This window comes from Polymorphospora sp. NPDC051019 (assembly GCF_040683055.1).
Lineage (GTDB): Bacteria > Actinomycetota > Actinomycetes > Mycobacteriales > Micromonosporaceae > Polymorphospora > Polymorphospora lycopeni.
On sequence record NZ_JBFBCH010000004.1, the window covers coordinates 39199 to 57836 of the forward strand.

General features: G+C 66.6%; 20 protein-coding genes and 1 pseudogene. 14 read left to right on the forward strand and 7 right to left on the reverse strand.

What is annotated here, in order from left to right:
• Window positions 1–187: 187 nt before the first annotated feature.
• Both AB0M79_RS09365 and AB0M79_RS09370 read right to left on the reverse strand, forming a co-directional pair.
• Window positions 188–685, reverse strand: a complete 498-nt coding sequence (locus AB0M79_RS09365) for a YcxB family protein (protein ID WP_364210083.1) — start codon at window positions 683–685, stop codon at window positions 188–190.
• Between the two features lie 165 nt (window positions 686–850).
• Window positions 851–1255: a hypothetical protein gene (locus AB0M79_RS09370; protein ID WP_364210086.1), complete on the reverse strand. Its 405-nt coding sequence runs from the start codon at window positions 1253–1255 to the stop codon at window positions 851–853.
• Window positions 1256–1313: 58 nt separating this feature from the next.
• Between AB0M79_RS09370 and AB0M79_RS09375 the strand changes: the two genes are divergently transcribed.
• The 3 genes from AB0M79_RS09375 (at window position 1314) to AB0M79_RS09385 (ending at window position 5458) form a co-directional block, all read left to right on the forward strand.
• Entirely contained in the window at window positions 1314–2249 is a 936-nt protein-coding gene (locus AB0M79_RS09375; RefSeq protein WP_364210948.1) for an aminoglycoside phosphotransferase family protein, read from the forward strand.
• Window positions 2250–2592: 343 nt separating this feature from the next.
• Window positions 2593–4404 carry a ribosomal protection-like ABC-F family protein gene (abc-f, locus tag AB0M79_RS09380; RefSeq protein WP_364210089.1) on the forward strand — a complete coding sequence of 604 codons (1812 nt, stop codon included), beginning with the start codon at window positions 2593–2595 and terminating at the stop codon, window positions 4402–4404.
• Window positions 4405–4624: 220 nt separating this feature from the next.
• Window positions 4625–5458, forward strand: coding sequence for a phytanoyl-CoA dioxygenase family protein (locus AB0M79_RS09385; RefSeq protein WP_364210092.1), 834 nt, complete (start codon window positions 4625–4627; stop codon window positions 5456–5458).
• Between the two features lie 211 nt (window positions 5459–5669).
• On the opposite strand, the pseudogene AB0M79_RS09390 reads toward AB0M79_RS09385, so the two are convergent.
• The 3 genes and pseudogenes from AB0M79_RS09390 to AB0M79_RS09400 all read right to left on the reverse strand — a co-directional run.
• Window positions 5670–5831: pseudogene (locus tag AB0M79_RS09390) on the reverse strand (creatininase family protein); the annotation flags it as partial.
• Window positions 5828–6619 carry a methyltransferase domain-containing protein gene (locus tag AB0M79_RS09395; RefSeq protein ID WP_364210095.1) on the reverse strand — a complete coding sequence of 264 codons (792 nt, stop codon included), beginning with the start codon at window positions 6617–6619 and terminating at the stop codon, window positions 5828–5830. The gene AB0M79_RS09395 and the pseudogene AB0M79_RS09390, both read right to left, overlap by 4 nt.
• A 183-nt stretch (window positions 6620–6802) precedes the next feature.
• On the reverse strand, window positions 6803–7522 hold the full coding sequence (locus tag AB0M79_RS09400; RefSeq protein ID WP_364210951.1) for an aminoglycoside phosphotransferase family protein: 720 nt from the start codon (window positions 7520–7522) through the stop codon (window positions 6803–6805).
• Between AB0M79_RS09400 and AB0M79_RS09405 the strand changes: the two genes are divergently transcribed.
• A complete protein-coding gene (locus tag AB0M79_RS09405) occupies window positions 7418–7666 on the forward strand; it encodes a hypothetical protein (protein ID WP_364211027.1) in 249 nt (82 codons plus the stop codon). The genes AB0M79_RS09400 and AB0M79_RS09405 overlap by 105 nt on opposite strands.
• Before the next feature lie 8 nt (window positions 7667–7674).
• Here the strand turns inward: AB0M79_RS09405 and AB0M79_RS09410 are convergent, their stop codons facing one another.
• On the reverse strand, window positions 7675–9081 hold the full coding sequence (locus AB0M79_RS09410; RefSeq protein ID WP_364210098.1) for a helix-turn-helix domain-containing protein: 1407 nt from the start codon (window positions 9079–9081) through the stop codon (window positions 7675–7677).
• Between the two features lie 231 nt (window positions 9082–9312).
• On the opposite strand from AB0M79_RS09410, the gene AB0M79_RS09415 reads away from it, so the two are divergent.
• The 10 genes from AB0M79_RS09415 to AB0M79_RS09460 all read left to right on the forward strand — a co-directional run bounded on the left by AB0M79_RS09415 (window position 9313) and on the right by AB0M79_RS09460 (window position 17930).
• On the forward strand, window positions 9313–10677 hold the full coding sequence (locus AB0M79_RS09415; RefSeq protein WP_364210101.1) for a Scr1 family TA system antitoxin-like transcriptional regulator: 1365 nt from the start codon (window positions 9313–9315) through the stop codon (window positions 10675–10677).
• Between the two features lie 370 nt (window positions 10678–11047).
• Window positions 11048–11431 (forward strand): 6-carboxytetrahydropterin synthase, encoded by a 384-nt coding sequence (locus tag AB0M79_RS09420; protein ID WP_364210104.1) that lies wholly within the window; start codon window positions 11048–11050, stop codon window positions 11429–11431.
• Window positions 11428–12135 carry a 7-carboxy-7-deazaguanine synthase QueE gene (locus tag AB0M79_RS09425; protein ID WP_364210107.1) on the forward strand — a complete coding sequence of 236 codons (708 nt, stop codon included), beginning with the start codon at window positions 11428–11430 and terminating at the stop codon, window positions 12133–12135. The genes AB0M79_RS09420 and AB0M79_RS09425 overlap by 4 nt, the downstream gene beginning before the upstream one ends.
• 283 nt (window positions 12136–12418) lie before the next feature.
• The gene (locus AB0M79_RS09430; protein ID WP_364210110.1) at window positions 12419–12895 is read left to right on the forward strand and encodes a phosphoribosyltransferase family protein; all 477 of its coding nucleotides are present in this window, start codon (window positions 12419–12421) and stop codon (window positions 12893–12895) included.
• Window positions 12865–13731: a class I SAM-dependent methyltransferase gene (locus AB0M79_RS09435; RefSeq protein WP_364210113.1), complete on the forward strand. Its 867-nt coding sequence runs from the start codon at window positions 12865–12867 to the stop codon at window positions 13729–13731. Before AB0M79_RS09430 ends, AB0M79_RS09435 begins: the two co-directional genes overlap by 31 nt.
• Window positions 13728–14396, forward strand: coding sequence for a hypothetical protein (locus AB0M79_RS09440; RefSeq protein ID WP_364210116.1), 669 nt, complete (start codon window positions 13728–13730; stop codon window positions 14394–14396). The genes AB0M79_RS09435 and AB0M79_RS09440 overlap by 4 nt, the downstream gene beginning before the upstream one ends.
• Window positions 14393–15424, forward strand: a complete 1032-nt coding sequence (locus tag AB0M79_RS09445) for a radical SAM protein (protein ID WP_364210119.1) — start codon at window positions 14393–14395, stop codon at window positions 15422–15424. Before AB0M79_RS09440 ends, AB0M79_RS09445 begins: the two co-directional genes overlap by 4 nt.
• Window positions 15421–16515: an aminotransferase class I/II-fold pyridoxal phosphate-dependent enzyme gene (locus AB0M79_RS09450; RefSeq protein ID WP_364210122.1), complete on the forward strand. Its 1095-nt coding sequence runs from the start codon at window positions 15421–15423 to the stop codon at window positions 16513–16515. Before AB0M79_RS09445 ends, AB0M79_RS09450 begins: the two co-directional genes overlap by 4 nt.
• A complete protein-coding gene (locus AB0M79_RS09455) occupies window positions 16500–17156 on the forward strand; it encodes a 3'-5' exonuclease (RefSeq protein WP_364210125.1) in 657 nt (218 codons plus the stop codon). The genes AB0M79_RS09450 and AB0M79_RS09455 overlap by 16 nt, the downstream gene beginning before the upstream one ends.
• A gap of 9 nt (window positions 17157–17165) precedes the next feature.
• Window positions 17166–17930 (forward strand): hypothetical protein, encoded by a 765-nt coding sequence (locus AB0M79_RS09460; RefSeq protein ID WP_364210128.1) that lies wholly within the window; start codon window positions 17166–17168, stop codon window positions 17928–17930.
• Window position 17931: 1 nt separating this feature from the next.
• Here AB0M79_RS09460 and AB0M79_RS09465 read toward each other — a convergent pair whose 3' ends face one another.
• Window positions 17932–18465: an NUDIX domain-containing protein gene (locus AB0M79_RS09465; protein ID WP_364210131.1), complete on the reverse strand. Its 534-nt coding sequence runs from the start codon at window positions 18463–18465 to the stop codon at window positions 17932–17934.
• Window positions 18466–18638: the final 173 nt, after the last annotated feature.

An 18638-nucleotide genomic window follows, 5' to 3' on the forward strand; every position in this document is an offset into this window, starting at 1 on the left:
ATCGATCCACTGAAGGCCGACCCGTACCTTGACCGGCTGGCCTGCGCCGCTGGCTGACGATGACGTACGCCGGCACCAGAGCGGTCGGCGGGGTGGTCGCCACGTCGGTCGAGGAGCCGAGCCGCGGCCTTCCTGGTCGCTGGGCCCGGCAGCGAGAGCCCCACACGCTCGACGTGGGGCAACGAGTTCATCGAGACTGGAGCAGCCCACGTTTGGCCATGAAGGCTCGCAACGTCTCGTCATCCTCGGCGGACATCAAGCGGCGTGGGATCACGGTCGCCGGCATCCGGCCGACGTACACGATCCAGAACTCAGGGGTGTCCGTTACCTGGGCGACCCCGTCCCAGGCGATGCCGCCGGACTCCGAGCCGCTGCGCATCATGATGTTGTCGTCGGTGATGTCGTAGGCGCCCTCGACGGCGTAGCCACTGGAGCGGCGCTGGGCGCGCCACCGTACCCACGGCGCGTACAGCATCGACAGCAGGCCACCCATGACCATCGGCATGCACAGCAGCGAGATCTGGTCGCCCCACGCGGACCCCCGCGAGACGGCGAGACCGATCGCCCCGACCGCCGCCAGCACTGCGCCGATATATCCGTACTTGCGCAGCCGAACACTGCTGAGGGCAGCGGCCACGCGGCCTGGGTAGGCGGGATCCGCCGGGACGTCGAAACGGATGTGCACGCCAGAACGATAGTGCCCCGACCCGCGCCGGGCAGCGCCTGGCTCGCGTCCCGCTGGCCGGATCGTCGGGTCCGCCCCTTGTCGGCGGCGCGCACCGGCCGCGGGGCTGTGGGGCTCCGCCGCTGATCGCGATGCATCCGAGCCCTGTCGCCGGGTGCGTGATGGCTACGTCCGCAATTCATCGATCAATGTCAGGATCGCTGGATCCAGAGGCTTTCGTACGTCTGCCGGACGCGTCACCTTCCCGTCCTGGGAGTCGTAGACGGTGAGTTTGTGCCGTTGGGCGAGTTCGTCGACCAGCCGCAATGCCGGGTCGCTGCGTTCGCCGAAGCTCAGGCACATGCTGACGTGATCGATGCCGACGTCAAGGGGAGTCGTCATCCATGGAGAGTCCTGATCGTGAGGCGAGAAGTCCGGGTACCGGGCGCGGAGGGTCTCGTAGAACCCGACGATGCGCTCGTCCAAGTCGCCCTCGGGGTGATGCAGGCTGCGACAGCGGTCCGCCGTAGCCCGTATCTCGGCATCGGTCGCGCTCTGGTCGACGGCGAGCACGACAAGATCGAAACCCATGGGCAGATGCTGCGCTACCGGTACCGACATGTCGAGCACGCAAAATCACTGGCCTGCCATGACATTCATCGGAAAGATCCCCGACGTGACGCTGCACGACAACGAGGTTCCGATCGACGAGGCGGTTGTCAGGTCGCTGCTGGAGGCGCAGTGCCCGGAGTGGGCCGGCCTGCCGTTGGCGACGGCGGGCGCGGGCACGGACAACTTGATGTACCGGCTGGGTGACGATCTGCTCGTGCGACTTCCGCGAACGGCTGACAAGGCGCGGTCCGTACGGAAGGAGCAGGAATGGCTTCCCCGTCTGGCGCCGCTGCTCGCGTGTCCGATCCCGGAGCCGGTCCATGCCGGCACGCCCACCACGGCATTCCCGCTGTCCTGGTCGGTCTACCGCTGGCTCGACGGGAACGAGGCCCAGCCGGACACCGTCCAGGACTGGGCCGCCTTCGGAACCGACCTGGCGGCGTTCGTACGGGAACTCCACACCATCGACCTGATGGGAGCCACTCGCACAGGCGATCTCAGCTGGTACCGCGGCGGCAGCCTGCAGGCCTGCGACCAGTGGATCAGCACGTGTTTCGAAGACTGCCGAACCATGATCAGTGGAGAACTCGATGTCGACGCCCTGAAACGGCTGTGGGACGGCGCGCTCGCCCTGCCCGAGCCCTCCGTGCCACACGTATGGCTCCACGGCGACCTCAAGCCCACCAACCTCCTCGTGCAGGAGGGCGCCCTTCACGCGGTCATCGATTTCGGGGGACTGTCGGTCGGTTATCCCGACGCCGAGCACTCCACCGTCTGGGACCTGCCGCACCAGGCACGGCAGGCTTACTGGAATGCCTTGAACCTTGACGATCGGACCTGGGCTCGCGCCAGGGCCTGGGCCATCGCGGTCGGCGTGAGCGGAGTCTCCTACTACTGGCAGACGTATCCCGCGTTCGTCGCCGAATGCCGAGCCCGACTTCAGGCGATCGTCGCTGACGCCGCTGCACGTTGAGCGGCATCGTCGTCGGCAACCATTCGGCGCACTGCGCCGCCACCTGTGGCCAGGCAGCGGCTGTGTCCCGTGACAGGCGGTCGACAGCAGGTCACGACGCCTGACTCCGGGGGTATCACGAGGGGCACACGACCCGGCTGGGTGGTAGTCCAGGCTGGGTAAAGACCGCAGCCACCCGTCCGCGCATAGCCTGACATCGGGGCAGAACGGGCCTGGCCGTGGACGTCCCGGCCGCCACCGCTAATCCGTTCGTGGCACGGCCGGCTCTGCTACCGTAATGATCGTGGGTACGCTGAAGCTCTAGTACGGGACGCCGCGTCGAGCCTCCTCCGCGGTGGGTCCTATGCGCGCTGCCCAGCCACATCGCTGGCCGCGCGAGGTTCCCGTACATTCGCGCGCTCGATCAAGCGCGTCTTCCGCGACGGCAGCCATTCTCGCCTGCGCGTCGCGGGGAGGAGCTCTCGTGACCCACACTTCCCCTTCCCCGTCCCGGCAGCACCGGGTGTGTGCGATTCACGGCGGGGCCGTCCGGTTCGCCGAGCAGGTCGTCCTGGCCGAGATCGATCTCGTGGTCGGCCCGGCCGAGCGGATCGCCGTGATCGGCGACAACGGCGCCGGTAAGTCGACGCTGCTGCGCGTACTCGCGGGCACCGTGCAGTTGACCGCCGGTGAGCGGGCGGTCGAACTGCCCGGCGGCATCGCGTTCGCCGAACAGCAACCCCGGTTCCGGCCCGGCGCGACCGTCACGGACGCGCTCGACGACCTGCTCGCCGACATCCGTGAACTCGAGGCCGAGATTCAGCGCACCGCTGAGCGGCTGGCGCAGGCGGGCCCCGACGAGCGAGCCGTGCTGCTCGCGCAGCTCAGTTCCGCCATGGACCGATTCGAGGCCCGCGACGGGTATCAACTCGACCGAAGAGTCGATGCCGGCCTCGATCGGCTGGGGCTGGGTGGCCTCGACCATTCCCGGCCCGTACACACGCTCTCCGGCGGCGAGCGGGCGCGACTGGCGCTCGCCGCGGCACTGGCGTCCGAGGCGGAACTGCTGCTGCTCGATGAACCGACCAACGATCTCGACGACGCCGGCATCGCCTGGCTGGAGGAACGCCTGGCCGTGCACCGCGGCGCGCTGGTGGTCGTGACCCACGACCGCGTACTCCTGGACCGTCTCGCGACCGACATCGTGCACGTCGAGGATGGCGCGCTGCGCCGATACGGCGACGGCTACGCCGGATACCTCACCGCACGCGCGAACGAACGGCGGCGGCTGCTGGAGGAGTACGAGGCATGGCGACAAGACCTCGCACGTCAGGAGGCCCTCGTCACCGCCAACGCCTTCCGGCTCGACGCCATACCGCGAAAACTGGAACGTGGGTCCTTCGGCCACGGAGCGTTCCGGGCACGCGGCCGGGACCACGGCGCGATGGGGCGTATCCGGATGGCGAAGGAGCGGATCGCCCGGCTGCGCACGGACCCCGCACCGCGACCCGCCGACCCTCTCCGGTTCACACCAACCTTCACCGAGCCGGCCGCCGGCGTCGCCGACGAGAAGGCCGTTCTGATCCGTGCGGAGGGTGTCCGCCTGGACGTCGACGGGCCGAGGCTGCGGCTGGACGCGCTCGAGGTGTCGGCCGGGGACCGGTTGCTGATCTCGGGACCCAACGGCGCCGGGAAGACGACGCTGCTGCACGTGCTGGCGGGCGAGCTCGTACCACAGCGGGGAAACCTCTGGCAGCGACCCGGCATCCGCATCGCCTGGCTGCGGCAGGACATCACACACGGCTCTCGAGCGACGCTCCTCGACGCCTTCGCCGCCGCCACCGGCGCATACCGGGACGACGCCGCCGACGAACTGCTGCGGCTCGGCCTGTTCCACCCCGACGACCTGCAACGGCAGGTGGCACAGCTGTCGGTCGGGCAGCGCCGACGCCTTGAAGTCGCGCTCGCCGTCACCCGTCCCAGCGACGTCCTCCTGCTCGACGAGCCCACCAACCACCTGGCTCCCGAACTCCTCGAGCAGATGGAGGAAGCCTTGCGCGACTACACCGGCGCCGTAATCACCGTCACCCACGACCGACGGTGGCGCGAGCGGGCAGGCGGTTCCGCCATGATGCGGCAGGTCCATGTGGCACCGGGCGGCTTCGTGATGCCTTGATGGACAAGCCGGACGCGGGCCGCGTACCCCACGAGCCGGAACTCGGGATGGACGACGATGCCGGTGTCCACGTGTTCGCTCCATTCGACGGTCAGACGGAGTGCCGAGATCATCAAGCCTCCGTCCGACGTCAACCTTGGTCGCAGCACCGGTGGCACCCGACAAAAGCGGCGCGGAGAATGTCGGGTGATCGAGACCGGCACCGCCGCACGATGGGGGCATGGATGACACGACCTTGGTATCCCGCTTTCTTCGCGACGGCTTCGTAAAGCTGGAGGGCGCCGTTGCGCCGCGCGTGGCAGCGGACTGCGCGCGGCTACTGTGGCGGGAGACGGGCTGCGACCCGGACGATCCAGCGACGTGGACGCAGCCCGTGCACTGGGTGCCCGGCATGGCGCAGGGGCCGTTCGCCGCTGCTCCAAACTCCCCGTTCCTCCATCACGCATACGACTTGCTCGTCGGCGCGGGACGCTGGGAGCCGCGCTACTCGCTGGGCACGTTCCCGCTGCGCTTCCCGCACGAAGAGGAGCCGGACGACGCGGGCTGGCACATCGAGGGCAGCTATCTGCCGGAGGGCGAGAGCTGGTACTTCACCAATGTGCGCTCCCGCGGCCGGGCACTGCTGATGCTGTTCCTGTTCAGTGAGGTCGGTGAGAAGGACGCCCCGACCCGGATCCGGGTCGGCTCCCACCTCGACGTGCCGAAGGTGCTGGAGAAGTACGGGGAAGATGGAGCGAGCGGACTGGCCCTTGCGCCCGACCTGGTGGCGGCGTCCGAGCACCGGCCGCTCGCCCTCGCCACCGGATCTCCGGGCGACGTCTTCCTGTGCCACCCATTCCTGGTGCACGCGGCGCAACCGCACCACGGAACGCGGCCTCGCTTCATGGCCCAACCGCCGCTGATGCCAGCCGCACCGTACGAACTGGTGCGGGCCGACAGCGCGTACTCACCCGTAGAGGTCGCGATCCGTCGGGGTCTCGGACAGGATGCCCTCGGTCCGGCCGGGGACCGCACCGACCGCGGCGCCGGGGCGACTTGCTCCGTCCGTTCCTGAGAGCTTGGCCCAAGGTCTTGTCGGAAACCTCGGGGGAGCCAGAGGCCGGTGAAGTGTGGCAGGCAGGGCAGGGCGGGCTACGTGCGTCGGAGGCGGTCTGGATCATCACGCCCCCGTAGCTCAGGGGATAGAGCAACGGTTTCCTAACTAGGGACAGGCCATATGGCAGCGCTGGCAACGCCCAGAGGTCGTGTTGGTCGCCATAGCGGTCGACAAGACGGTTGGTGAACTCTGCGGCGATGACGGTGTCGGTGTGCAGGGGCAGGTGCGGGCCGTGCTGTTCATGTGAGCCGATCGGCAGGCACAGGATCGATCTCTCGGTTATCCGAGTGGCGATCTCCGGCGCCGAGAGCGATCCGTACCAGCGGTTCATGCCCGTTCTCGGCGGCCGATGCGGATGAGGAACTCGTTGTCCTCGGCGAAGGTGTCGGTGTCGCTGTATCGGGCCAGGGTGGCGCGGACGACGCTGTCGAACTCGTCGAGCCGGTCGCCGAACAGTTGTGGCGCGGCGAACGAGGTGGAGTACAGGTACCCAAGGATGCTGTCGGCGGTCCAGGTCCGATTGACGGGCACGGTGTGCTCCTCGACCCGGCTGAACGGGGACTCACGCATGATCTCGCTGTAGGGGCGGTTGTGGTGCTGGAACGTGCGTTCCCCGGCGCGGCGCTGCTTGCCGAGGAAGTTCTGGATGATCGTGCGGATTGCGGCCTTCCAGTCGCTGGTAGCGGTCCAGAAACTGTTGTCGCCGAAGATCGCGACAGCGCCATTCGGGCTGACCTGTGCGTCCAGTCGGGTCAGGATTGCAGCCTGGTCGAGCCAGTGGAAAGCCCGGCAGATCGTTACCAGTTCGGCCCGCCATCCCGCCGGTGGGGTGAACTCCTCCGCCGTGACCTCCTGCAGGCGTAGTTGAGCGTCGGCGGGTAGCTGTGGGCGGAGCGCGTCTTCGGCAGCGGCGAGCATGTCGGGATCGTTGTCGATGGCAATGATGTCACCGAACCGGCCAAGCAGGGACTCCACCACGAGGCCGGTGCCGGTGCCGACGTCGAGCAGTCGCCGCGGCGTACCGGTAGGGGCTGCGGCGTCCAGGACGTCGGCGACGATCGCCGGGATGCCGGGCCGGTACTGCCGGTAGAAGCCAACGGTTCCGTGGAACAAACTCATGATTGTCTCCATGTTGCGAGTTCGGTGAAGTGCTGGCTGGCGGCGGTGAGATCAGCAGCCACGAGCCCGCCGCCGTCATTGAGCCGTTCGGGCTCGGGCACTGGTCGTCCGTTCGACACCCAGTGACCAAGGAGTAGGCGTGGACTGGCAGCACGCCTACGGTTTGTTCCTTTTGTGGCCGCCTTAGAAAGCGGACCATCTCCAAGGTCGCGTGACCTCTCCTCTCAGGCAGGAGATTCGGTAGGCTGCTTCCTCCGCTGCGGCGTCGTCATATGCAGCCCTGTTGATTACGAAGGATGTCCATCGCATAAGCTGAATCCCGGCAAGTAGTCCATAGTATGGACGATGCGTTACGTCTAAACCGTACGCCTCTGCAAAGGATCTGTACTCGCTCTCGGATATTCGGCTGAAGTGCGTGTAGTCGACCGCTATCGGGATGAGGTCCCAGTCGGTAGGCCCAATGCAGAACTCTTCGAAGTCAAGGAGTACGGGTTGAAGAGATGTGGATACGGCCAAATTCCCCTGCCAGGCGTCACCGTGGATACCTGTGACTGAGTCAAACTCGGTCTCTAGATAGCGTCCGGTGAGTTCGTCGGCCTGGCGCTGTACCCACTCGCGGTTGTCGCAGGAGAGTGAGGGTGATCGGAATGCCTCAGTCCAGGTTTCGTTCACTGGATGAAACGGGGGTAGGCCCAGGCCCCTCGGCGTTGGTATCCGGTGTAGATCTCGCAATACGAGGCCGAGTTCTTCCGGGGTTCCGGTCCGATGCGCGGGCAGGAGTTCCCACCAGGAAACCGGATGTCCGTCGACAACGGTGGGTTGGGTGAAGTCATCGAGCGCGCGAACCGCTCGGAGGCCATTGCTGGCCAGCCATCTGGAGACCGCGATTTCGCGTCTGGCGATCCCTTCACTGCCGAACCGACCTACCCGGCCGACGATGCCGTTGCCCAGCTTGCAAACGAGATGGGAGCCGTTTCGGATGACCTCCACGTCCTTCAACCCGATCCTGTTGAAGTTGGCAGCCTTCGCGAGTATCGCCAGACCTAGTGCGGAGTTCATTCCTGCGCGGACTCCTGCCAAGGCAGGTTACGGACCTCGTTACGCAGTTCTGCCACCTCCGCCACCTTCTCGTACCTTATCGCTAGGGTGTCGAGTTGTCTGATCTCAGAATTGAGGCGGCTCGACCGCATGGACGAAGCGTCAACCAACGCGGCACGACCTATCTCCGCGGCCTCCTTTGGATTCCCGGCTTTCATTAGAAGCGACGCGAGCCGCGTCCTGGAGAAGGCGCGTGAGCGCGGGTAATGCTGATCGTGGAGGCGTACGGCGGCCTTCAGTCGCGGAACAGCGACGCCTAGGTCCTTGGTCGACAGGGCAACCGGAACCAGCGCACGTCCGGTGCTCCCCTGGTGCTCTGCCTCATCGTAGTACGAAAGCCAGGGCGGATCCTCGCTCGATGTTCGGCTGGCAAAGTAGCCGTCAGAACGATCAACCTCCGCCATCGCCTCCGCATATCGATCCTGCCAGGCGAGTAGCTTCGCACGAAGGCTGCACAGCATGGCTCGACTGGTAGCCGAAACGCGGTCTGACCGCACCTGCGCAAGCTCGATCAGTGACAGCGCACTGTCGTTGTCCCCAAGGTAGGACGAAAGTCGTGCCATATCTGCCAACGTACTGGCTCGAAGTTCCCAGGACTGCGCCTTCACAGCGCACCACAGCGAGAAGTCGAAGCACCGCTTGGCCAGGCGGTGGGCTTCAATGTCGAAGGCGGAGAAGCCAACCACGCAGCCCAGGTTGCCTACCGCCTCGTACATCGCGCGCCGAACCTCACCGCCAGCGCGGGCCTCAAGCATGCGGGCAGAGGACCGCAGCTGTGCTACCGCCGCCGCGGCCGAGAGACCACCTCCGTAGACGTTCTCTGACCGAGCTAGCGCACGGGTGATGTGCCGAACATGGTGCACTTCGGTCCATCCGAAAACCCTATGGGCTGGCTGATCAATTGCCAGGGATGCCACTTCATGGAGAAGTGCGCTCTCGCCCTTCTCTCTCAGGGAGCCGGTGTTCCCGTCCTCGGTGCCATGATCAATCCAGTGCGGGATGGCGTTATCCGAAAGCGGCGCGTAGCCGATGTGTTCCAGGTCTGTGACATCCGATCGCCTAGTTCCGTCGTGGTTCCGTCGCTCGTTCTCCGAGGTTCCAGCCTTTGCGTGCTCGGAGAGCCGCCGGCTCCCATGGATGTCACTGTTGAGATGATGAAAGCTCTTCACCACGTTCTCGTTCGCTGCCTTCAGATAGCCATCGAGCAGCGATTGGCTGAACGGGGACAACGGCCGCCCAGCCTCCCAGTTCGTGATTGAGCGCAGCGTGACGCCGAGGCGCCGGGCGAACTCGGTCTTGGTCATCCTGGACGCGGCGCGTAGCGCCTTGACATGTTCTGCTGACCAGTAGTGCACATCGCCCATGTGCCAACCCTCTCCGATTTTGGCCCCGGAGCGCCAATCATGCCGGTGAGCTTTCCGCCTGGGTACGGCCCGATTCCACTCCGATGTGTTCCCAGCGGTCAAGTCCTGATCCAACCTGGGCGACGGCACACGGGATCCAGGCCGTCGAGGCGGGTCGTTAGCCCATACCTCGAGTTCGACGAAACCGTTGCCGCACCCAGGCCCTCGGCCCCGTCCGCTTCCGGGAGTGTCATGCCGTACAAGCAGCCGCCGTCCAGCCTGCGTGCCTTGTGGCTGGGCGAGCAGATGCGCCGCCTGCGCAAGGACCGGCGGATCACCCTCAAGGGCGCCGCCCGGCACCTGCGGCTCGACCACTCCGCACTGGCCCGGTTCGAGCGGGGTCAGTGGCCGTTCCTGGCCGGACGGGTCGCGACCCTGCTCGACGTCTACCAGGTCACCGACCCCAGAGGCCGCACCGTGCTGCTGCGCCTCGACGCCGAGGTCGACCGCCGTAACGCGTGGGAGGCCGATCCCGACGACCTGCACCATCCCGAACCCGACCACGAACCAAAGCCGGCCGATCAGGAGAACAACCGTATGCCGTTCCAGGAACGCCACCAGCCGACCGTGCGTGGCCAGTGGCTCGCCGAACAACTCCGCCAGCTACGCCTCGACCGCTCCCTGACCCTGCAGCAGGTCGCCGAACGCCTCCCACTCGACTGGAGCAGCCTGGGCCGGTTCGAACGCGGCGAGATCAAGCCCAAGTACGACGACGTCGCCGCGCTGCTCGACGTCTACCACGTCTTCGACGACCGGCAGCGCGACGTACTGCTCTCCCTCGCCCTGGACGCCCGCCACGGCAGCCACTGGGACGTCGACTTCGGCGACGAACTGCCCTACCGCCCCTACGTCAACCTCGCCTGGCTCGAAACCCGCGCCACCGCCATCCGCTACTACGCCACCGGCCGCATCCCCGACCTGCTCCAAACCCCCGAGTACGCCGCCCGCCTCATCCAAACCCAGATGGGCATCCGGCAGCCCACCCCCGAACACCGGGCCGCCGTCGCAGCTCTCAACACCCGGAAGCAGGCGTTCCGCGACGGCACCAACCGTCTGTCCGCCGTGATCACCGAGACCGCCCTACGAAACCAGGTCGGCGACAGCCACCTGATGGACCAGCAGATCAACCACCTGCACAAACTCGCCCGCCATCCCCGCTACACCATCGACGTCCTGCCCGACGGGCACGAGATCACCGCCCGGTACGACACCCCGTTCACCGTCTTCGACATGCCCGACCCCTACCCACCCGTCGCCGTCACCCAGAGCCTCGCCGGCCGCCTCTACCTCGAACACCCCCGCAGCCTGCGCTTCACCGTCGCCCACGACCACCTCAAAACCGCCGCCCAACCCCACACCCACACCACCCACCAAATCGACACCATCCAACAGGAAATAGCGGAAGCGGCCGGGGCTGGGAGCCGGGCCAGCAGCGAACAGAGCCAGACGCGTGGACCTGCCGCACCGGTAGGACGTCCTGAGATGACGCGAGGCGCCACTGGGGAGGACGTTCCCGCGTCCGCCGACAGCACCGGTCGACCGAAAGCCAGACAGTAGTTCGGACGTTGTGACAAGAGCGCGAGCCGGCCAAGGGTCGAGCGGTCAAGACGTGTACAAGGCATCTACTCCTCGCGGTACACCCGCGCGTGGAACTTCGCCGACACCAGTATCTGCCGCGACGAGCGACGAGGAGCACATCAGGCTTACGCAGCCACCGGCCTACCTGGGCACCGTTACCCGGCACCGCACCGGGGAATCGGCGACACGGGTCGCCAAACTGTCGGGCGACAAGCAGAACGTCCCGGAATTCGACCAATTAAACCTTCGGCGGTCACCGATGACGCCTTCTCGGTCATAATTGAAGTTCGCGACTACCTGTTCGACGCGGTTCCGCTGAACAACCAATGTGGGCGTAGCGAGGAGCCAGATGGTGGGCTACCTGATCGGCAAAACCTTCACCTTCAGCGCCAGCCACATGCTGCCCGGCCTTCCAGACGGGCACAAGTGCGCCAGGATGCACGGCCACAACTACCACGTCGAGGTTGTCGTCGGGGCAGACGTACTCGCCTCGCCGGGCTTTGTCACCGATTTCGGCGATCTCGCGCCCCTCAAGACCTACCTGGACGACACGTTCGACCACCGGCACCTCAACGACGTGCTCGACCTGGCCCCCACCAGCGAGCACCTGGCCGCACACCTCGCTGTCTGGATCATCGAGCATCTGGAGCCGGTGATCCCCGGCCGACTGCACTCGGTTCGAGTGTCCGAGACGGACTCGACTTGGGCTGAGTACACGCCGGACCGGTCATGACGAACAGCTACATGTCCCCGGTGGTGCGGGTCGCTGAGCTGTTCGGACCGACCCTGCAGGGCGAGGGAGAATCCGTCGGGCAACGGGCAATGTTTGTCCGCTTGTCAGGCTGCAACCTCGATTGCGGCTGGTGCGACACTCCCTACACCTGGGACTGGAGCCGCTTCGACCAGGCCCAGGAATCCCGTCAGATCCCGGTGTCCGCCGTTGTCGACTGGGTCCTGGCCCAAGACTGCGATCTTGTCGTCATCACCGGCGGGGAGCCGCTGATCCAGCAACGACGGCTGCTCCCGCTGGTGGCGGCACTCACCCTGGCCGGGCGGCGGGTGGAGATCGAAACGAACGGCACCATCACTCCTAACAAGGCCCTGGCCACGCACGTGGGACGTTTCAATGTATCGCCCAAACTCGCCGGATCGGGCGTCGCTGTTGAACGCCGGATCCGTCCCGAGGTGCTACGGGCCTTGAACGCCTGTGGAAAGGCCGTGTTCAAGTTCGTCGTGACCGGCGGGAGCGACGTGCGGGAGCTGGCAGACCTGCAGGTGCGGTTCGGGCTTACACCGGTATGGGTCATGCCGCAGGGCATCACGGCATCAGCGGTCCTGGACGGGCTGCGTGCGCTTGCCGGCCCGGCCTTGGAACACGGCTGGAACCTGACACCTCGGTTGCACGTGCTGCTCTGGGGCGACGAACGTGGCCGGTGACAGCCAGCGACTGCCACCGGCCTCCTGCGATCGAGTTTCGGTGCGGATGGTCGGCGCCGCAGCCACCGCGAACGAGCTAGGCCCCGGGTATGGACGGTCCGGCTGGCGACAGCCCGCACGGTCTACAACTGAGGATCACGATGGGAGCAAGATGGACACATCGCCTGCGCTCACGACTCAGTCCGGTCGCGACCATGGCGATTCTCCACGGGGGAGCCGCGACGTCGACGACGGCGGAGCCCGCACTCCCGAGCCGCCGTCGCCGGCGGACCCGGACGTGGCGATGGCGACCGTGCTGACGTGGTCCGGCATCACTGACATCGTCACCGACATCGCCAGGCGAGTCAGCGCCGATGGCATGCCGAACGTGGTGATCGGAGTGCTGCGCGGCGGAATGGTGCCCGCGATTCTGCTCGCCCATGCTATGGGGGTGCGCACGGTACGTGCGATCGAGGTCCTGCACACGGTCGCCGACGGAGTCGACGCGGCCAAGAGCAACCGTCCGCAGGTGTCCAATCAGGCAAGTCTTGGCACGTTGACGGGTCTGGACGTCGTGGTGGTCGATGACATCGCCGGCAGCGGCGACACCATCGCGGCCACCGTCGAACTTGTCGCTGGAGCCGGTGCCGGCCGGATCCGATCCGCGATGTGTGTGGTCAACGCCGCCAACTGGCGCCATCCGCTACCGCCCGAGCAGGCGCTGACCTATATCGGTGCCACCGTCGAAGGATGGGTGATCTTCCCGTGGGAAAAGCGATAACCAACCCTGATGGCCACGGCGGTGACGAACTGACCCGGACCCGCCCGGGAACCCCGATGATCGGGCCGTACTCGGTGAACCAAATGGACGACTTCTACACCGCGTTCGCCAACGGCGAGGTAAAGCCGTCAGGGGTCATGAACCTGGCGCAGCGACTGTACATCGCCGAGCGGTGCCCGCCGGCCGCCCGGATCGTCGACGTGTGCTGCGGGCGTGGCCTGCAACTGCCGACTCTCTACCGGTACGGCAGCAACCTGAACTCCTACGTAGGGCTCGACCTGTCCCCGGCGAACCTAGCCGAGGCGCGCAGCCTGATCGGCCGGCTCGACGCCGCATACGGAGGGCGACGGTTCCCGCTCGAGTTCGTCGAATGCGATGTTGCCGAGCCTTGGCCTGCGACCGTCGGCGTCGGCTTCGACGTCGCCGTCTACACATCCGCACTCGAGCACCTGCCACGCGAGCAGGCGGTGGCCAGCTTGCGGCACGTCGCCTCGGCCCTGCGCCCGGACGGGATCTTATATCTGTCAACGCCGAACACCGCAGGCGAGGCTCCCCGGCCGCTGCAGTACAGGGTGCACGTGTACGAGTGGAACATGCCGGAGCTAGAACCGGTGCTGTTTGACTGTGGGTTGGTCGTGACCGAGCGGGTCGGTTTGCTCGCGCCGCCGCCCGAGCAGGTGCGCGCCGCGCTGGCCGCCCAGTTCGGTCACGGTGCGGGCGCTCTGTACGAGCGGCTGCGTCAGACGGTGCCCGCCGCGCTACTCAACCCGCTGTCCGCCGCCGCCATCGCGCCGGTTGCCACGGAGGTGCTCTACGTGTGTCGGCGACAGACATGAGACAGCGAAGCTGCTGGGTCAGTGTCGAAGGAGTCAACGGCGTCGGAAAGACCTACCTGACTGGGCGGCTCGCCACCCAGCTCGGCACATCGTGGCGGCTGCTCAGCGAGCTGACAGACCACGGCGCTGACCAGCTCACCGGACAGGTGATCGCCGCACTGGCCCGCCCAGGCGGGACATTCCTGCGTACCGGAAACCCGCTGACCGAGACGTTTGCGCTGCTGGCGTCGAAAGTTCATGAGTACGAGCGACTTGCCACCGCGACCGGCGGCGAACCGGGCCCGGTTCTGGAGGACCGTGGCGTGGACAGCGTCGCCATCTACCAGGCCGCGATCCTGGCCGGTACCGACCGGTCGGCGGCTCCGGGACTCGTCGCGCGTATCCACGCCGCGGCCGTCCTGTGGCGGCCCCTACCGGCGTTGACACTGTTGATCGTCGACGACCTCGACTCGTGCGTCGCCCGGTTCGAGACTCGGCTCAGTAAAACACTGGACACCACCGATCGAGACCTGCTCGCCCACGTCGACGACCTCTACAAACATCTGGCCCAGTCGCATCCGCACCGGATCCGGATCGTCGACCGGACCGGGCGCGGCGAGGATGACGTCCTGGATGAGATGTACGCCCACTGCCTGACCGCCGAGAGAGAGGCGAAGACGTCATGACCGGAGTGAGCCTGTTGTGGGCGCTTCGATCACCGTGCAACCTCGGCTGCCGGTACTGCTACTTCGGCACGATCGAAGACCACCGCGACGCACCGCCGCAGCAGCCCGGCGTCCTGTCCCACCTTTCACGCGGCGACCTCACCCTGACCGACATCTCCGCGTTCGCGGATTCCCTGCCCGGATCCCGCGTCGAACGGATCTTCATCGCCGGCGGCGAGCCGTTGATCTGGCCACCGGTCATGGACCTCGTCGCCGCGATCAAAGCTGCCGGGGTACAGGTGGTGCTGTGCACCAACGGAATCCCGCTCAACCGACCGCACATCGTCGACCGGATCCTGGCCACCAATGTCGACGCGGTATCGGTGTCATTGGACTCCACCGACGCGCTGTACAACGACACCTGGCGCCCCGCCCGCAACGGTCTGCACGGACACTCGGACATACTCGACGGGATCCGGGCCCTTCTCAAGGCCCGGGGCCAACAGGCCGCCCCCCGGGTGGGCATCTACACGGTGATCACCCGACTCAACATCGACGCCGTGACCACCGTCGCCGAGTTAGCCGACGACCTCGGCTGCGACTACTTCGTACCCCAGCCGATCGCCCTGGACAGCGGGCACCCTCTACACGGCGAGCTCTCCCTTACCCCGGTCGACGCACCAGCAGTACGCGCCGCCCTGGACCAACTCCACACCAGGCCCGCCCCGCAGGTACCGGCACCGACATACACCGGCAAGGTCATCGAGGCGATCAGTGACACCAAACCCCGCGTGGCCCATGCCTGTTTCGGAGGCACCGACCTGTTCTTCATCCAACCCGACGGCAGCGTATGGGACTGCCCCTCCAGCCTGAAGATCGCCGCGACACCACCCGTCGCACACCGCAGCATCCGCGGCACCACCGCCACCGAACTGTTCGGCCACGCCGGTTGCCGCGCCGACTGCCGGCTGTTCTCCCGCGACTGCGTCAACATGTGGCCCCTGATGGACTTCGGCACCTTCCTACCCCCGGTCAGGCCACAACCATGATGCCGCACGAAGACGACACCATCACCAACCTCGCCCGCCTGCTCGCCAGGATGCCAAACCCCGCCGGCACAACCCACACCACAGCCCTCGAACACGATCTGGCCGCCCGGTTCGGCGTGCGTCACGCTGTCACGGTGTCCTCCGGCACCGCCGCCCTGCATACCGCCCTGACCGCACTTACGATCGGGCCCGGCGACGAGGTCCTCGTACCGGCCCTGTCAGTCGTCATGTCCGTCGCCCCGGTCGTCCACACCGCAGCCCGGCCCGTCTTCGTCGACTGCAACCCCGACGGCACCGACCTCGACTACGACGACCTCACTGCCAAAGTCACCGACGCGACCACGGCGATCCTGCCCGTACACCTGTGGGGCCGCACTGGCGACCTACCACGCCTGGCCCAGCTCGCCACCGACCGCGGCCTGCACCTGATCGAAGACGCCTGCCAGGCACAAGGCACTCGCGTCAACGGACGGCACGCCGGCACCATCGGCAACGTCGGCTGTTTCAGCCTCAAAGACGGCAAGATCCTCTGGTCGGGCGAAGGCGGATATCTGCTCACCGACAACGACGACATCGCCCGGCGAAGCCGGGCCCTGCGCTCCCACTGGCAGCCCTCACCCACCGGAAATGATCCACCCCAACTCGGCCACAACTACCGCCTCGCCGAACCCCTGGCCCTCATCGCCCACGCCAACCTGGCCCGCTTCGACACGCTGCTCGCCCACCGCCAGCACCAAGCCCAACTACTCGGCGAACTGCTCGACTCGGTCCCCGGCATCCAAATCACCAACGAACCAAACCAATCCTGGAACGGGTACACGTTCCTGGCCACCATCACCCTGCCCGATCCTCGCGCGTTCAGCACACGCCTGGCCCACCTCGGCGTACCCAACAGCGTCGGCAGCTACCAACTCGTCCCGACCGACCAGCGTCCCGCGTTCGCGGCCTACAGCGGCAACCCGTGCCGTAACGCCGCCACGGTCATCGACCACACCCTGGCCGTCGTACTCACCGACCACGACGACGACCGACGCATCGCCGACTACGCCCACACCATCCGTCGAGAGGCCAACAGATGGCGTCCCACCTGACCGACGACCCCGCATACGCCAACACCCGTTTCCTCGTCATCGACTTCGAGGCCACCACCCCCACCGGACGCAGGCCCGAACCGATCGACGTCGCCGTCATAGCGCTGCGCCTGCACAACGGACACCTCACCGAGACCAGCCGCACCGAGGCCCTCATACAGCCACCCGCCCACGCCCCACTCACCCGCTTCGACATCGGCCAGACCGGCATCACCGGGCCGATGCTCGCCGGACAACCCGACGCCGCCACCGTCCTCGCCCGCCTCGACGCCCGCCTCGACGACTCGCCGTACCTACTCGTCGCCCACCACGCCCCTACCGAAGCCGGCATCCTCTACGACTATCGCGACCACTGCCCCCACCTGGCCGCCACCGACTTCCTCGACACCCTGCGCCTCGCCCGCATCGCCTACCCCGACCTGCCCTCCCACCGCCTCGACGTACTCATCCACCACCTCGGCATCCCCTGGCCACCCGGACGACACCGCGCCATGCCCGATGTCGAAGTGACCGCACAGGTGTTCCGACAGATCGTCGCCCACGGCGCCAGCACCGGCCACTGGCGCACCCTGCGCCAACTACGAGAGATCGGCGGCTACCCAGCCAAGGGCAGCAAACCCGAACAGGAAACCCTGTTCTGAACAGAACGATTGGACGCCACGATGCGCCACAACTGCCACCGCGGCAGCCTGATCAGCATCGAAGGACTCGCCGGTGTGGGCAAGACCTACCTCACCACCCGGCTACTCGACCGCTACCCCGCCACCGACCGGCCGATTCTGCTCGAAGAGTTCTCCAAGCGTCCGAACAGCGGACAAAACGACCTCGGACGCGACCTGCTGCGCGCGCTTATCACCGCCGCCGACGGCGACACGTTCCTACGCGGCGGACACCCCGCCACCGAAACCCTGCTGCTACTAGCAATTAAAATGTTCGACTACGAGGCCGGGTGCACCCAAGCGCTCGCCGCAGGCCGGACAGTCATCGAAGGCCGCAGCCTGCACAGCATCGCCGTCTACCAGTCGCTGATCAGCCACACCGAGGACGACAACGCCCACCAACACGCCCACACCCTGCTCGACCTCGCCGCACAGTGGCGACCGCTACCCGACCTCACCATCCTGATCACCGACGACGTCACCGCCGCAGTGCGTCGAGCCGAGACCCGCGACTCCCGCCGCTACACCAGCGAACAGTGGCAACTCCACCATCGCGCCTCAGCACTGTTCACACGACTAGCAAACGACGAGCCACAGCAGATCACTGTCCTGGACCGCCGGCATCTCAACGCCAATGCACTGATCGACCAGATGGCGGCACTCATCGACGCGACACCGAAACCCTGCATGCCCAATCCGGTTCCGGGCACCGCCACCGCGTGCCGACGTGAATGCCGGCTCCAAACGACAACGTGAATCAGACACCCGTCGCTACGAACGGGCGCACCGCAGCCACCGGGTCGACCCGGCCGTCAACCACATCGTCCAAGCACGAGAAAAGCACCTTGGCCAGCAGCTTCGTATCCTCGAACATCGGCAGATCCGCCAACTCCGCCTGGTCGAACCACCCGAACTCGTGCACCGCCTGCCTCGCCGGCTTCGGATCATCAACAATCGCCACATACTGGTGATCGACGTGCACATGAGGCTCGGCCAGGTGATTGTCCGCTGGCACGTCCTGCTCAGTGATCCACCACGGTGCGGCCACCATCGGGTTCGGGAACTCCCTCGGCAGCGCCGGCGTGGGCGGATGAAGCAGCCGTACCCCACGCAGGCCCGACTCCTCCTCGACCTCACGCACCGCAGCCTCAGGCTGCGTCTCGAAAGACTCCACATGCCCGCCCATGACCATGTAACGGCCGAGCCGAGGATGCACGATCAGCCCCAGACGCCACCCCTCGTCGAAACGGCAGAAAACGAACGCGCCAGCGGTAGCGTGCTTAACAGTCATATCGACGTCCCGTGGTCAGCTCGACGATCAACAGGTGGACCGCCCGGCGGCCCGAACGTCCCGACTCTGCCACACTCCACCCCCAACCAGCAGCCGGCACACCGAACGAACCCCCACCACCAACCAGCAACAGTTCCCAGCGCCGCAGCACCGATAGAACGCCTGACCACCGA

Bases quoted from the DNA above. Each gene is read 5' to 3' on its own strand.
- AB0M79_RS09445 (WP_364210119.1), top strand. From the start codon at position 14,393: ATGACCGGAGTGAGCCTGTTGTGGGCGCTTCGATCACCGTGCAACCTC.
- abc-f (WP_364210089.1), top strand. From the start codon at position 2,593: ATGCGCGCTGCCCAGCCACATCGCTGGCCGCGCGAGGTTCCCGTACAT.
- AB0M79_RS09370 (WP_364210086.1), bottom strand. From the start codon at position 1,255: ATGGGTTTCGATCTTGTCGTGCTCGCCGTCGACCAGAGCGCGACCGAT.
- AB0M79_RS09425 (WP_364210107.1), top strand. From the start codon at position 11,428: ATGACGAACAGCTACATGTCCCCGGTGGTGCGGGTCGCTGAGCTGTTC.
- AB0M79_RS09455 (WP_364210125.1), top strand. From the start codon at position 16,500: ATGGCGTCCCACCTGACCGACGACCCCGCATACGCCAACACCCGTTTC.
- AB0M79_RS09440 (WP_364210116.1), top strand. From the start codon at position 13,728: ATGAGACAGCGAAGCTGCTGGGTCAGTGTCGAAGGAGTCAACGGCGTC.
- AB0M79_RS09375 (WP_364210948.1), top strand. From the start codon at position 1,314: ATGACATTCATCGGAAAGATCCCCGACGTGACGCTGCACGACAACGAG.
- AB0M79_RS09430 (WP_364210110.1), top strand. From the start codon at position 12,419: ATGGCGACCGTGCTGACGTGGTCCGGCATCACTGACATCGTCACCGAC.
- AB0M79_RS09405 (WP_364211027.1), top strand. From the start codon at position 7,418: ATGTCCGTCGACAACGGTGGGTTGGGTGAAGTCATCGAGCGCGCGAAC.
- AB0M79_RS09410 (WP_364210098.1), bottom strand. From the start codon at position 9,081: ATGGGCGATGTGCACTACTGGTCAGCAGAACATGTCAAGGCGCTACGC.
- AB0M79_RS09395 (WP_364210095.1), bottom strand. From the start codon at position 6,619: ATGAGTTTGTTCCACGGAACCGTTGGCTTCTACCGGCAGTACCGGCCC.
- AB0M79_RS09465 (WP_364210131.1), bottom strand. From the start codon at position 18,465: ATGACTGTTAAGCACGCTACCGCTGGCGCGTTCGTTTTCTGCCGTTTC.
- AB0M79_RS09450 (WP_364210122.1), top strand. From the start codon at position 15,421: ATGATGCCGCACGAAGACGACACCATCACCAACCTCGCCCGCCTGCTC.
- AB0M79_RS09435 (WP_364210113.1), top strand. From the start codon at position 12,865: ATGGGTGATCTTCCCGTGGGAAAAGCGATAACCAACCCTGATGGCCAC.
- AB0M79_RS09385 (WP_364210092.1), top strand. From the start codon at position 4,625: ATGGATGACACGACCTTGGTATCCCGCTTTCTTCGCGACGGCTTCGTA.
- AB0M79_RS09420 (WP_364210104.1), top strand. From the start codon at position 11,048: ATGGTGGGCTACCTGATCGGCAAAACCTTCACCTTCAGCGCCAGCCAC.
- AB0M79_RS09415 (WP_364210101.1), top strand. From the start codon at position 9,313: ATGCCGTACAAGCAGCCGCCGTCCAGCCTGCGTGCCTTGTGGCTGGGC.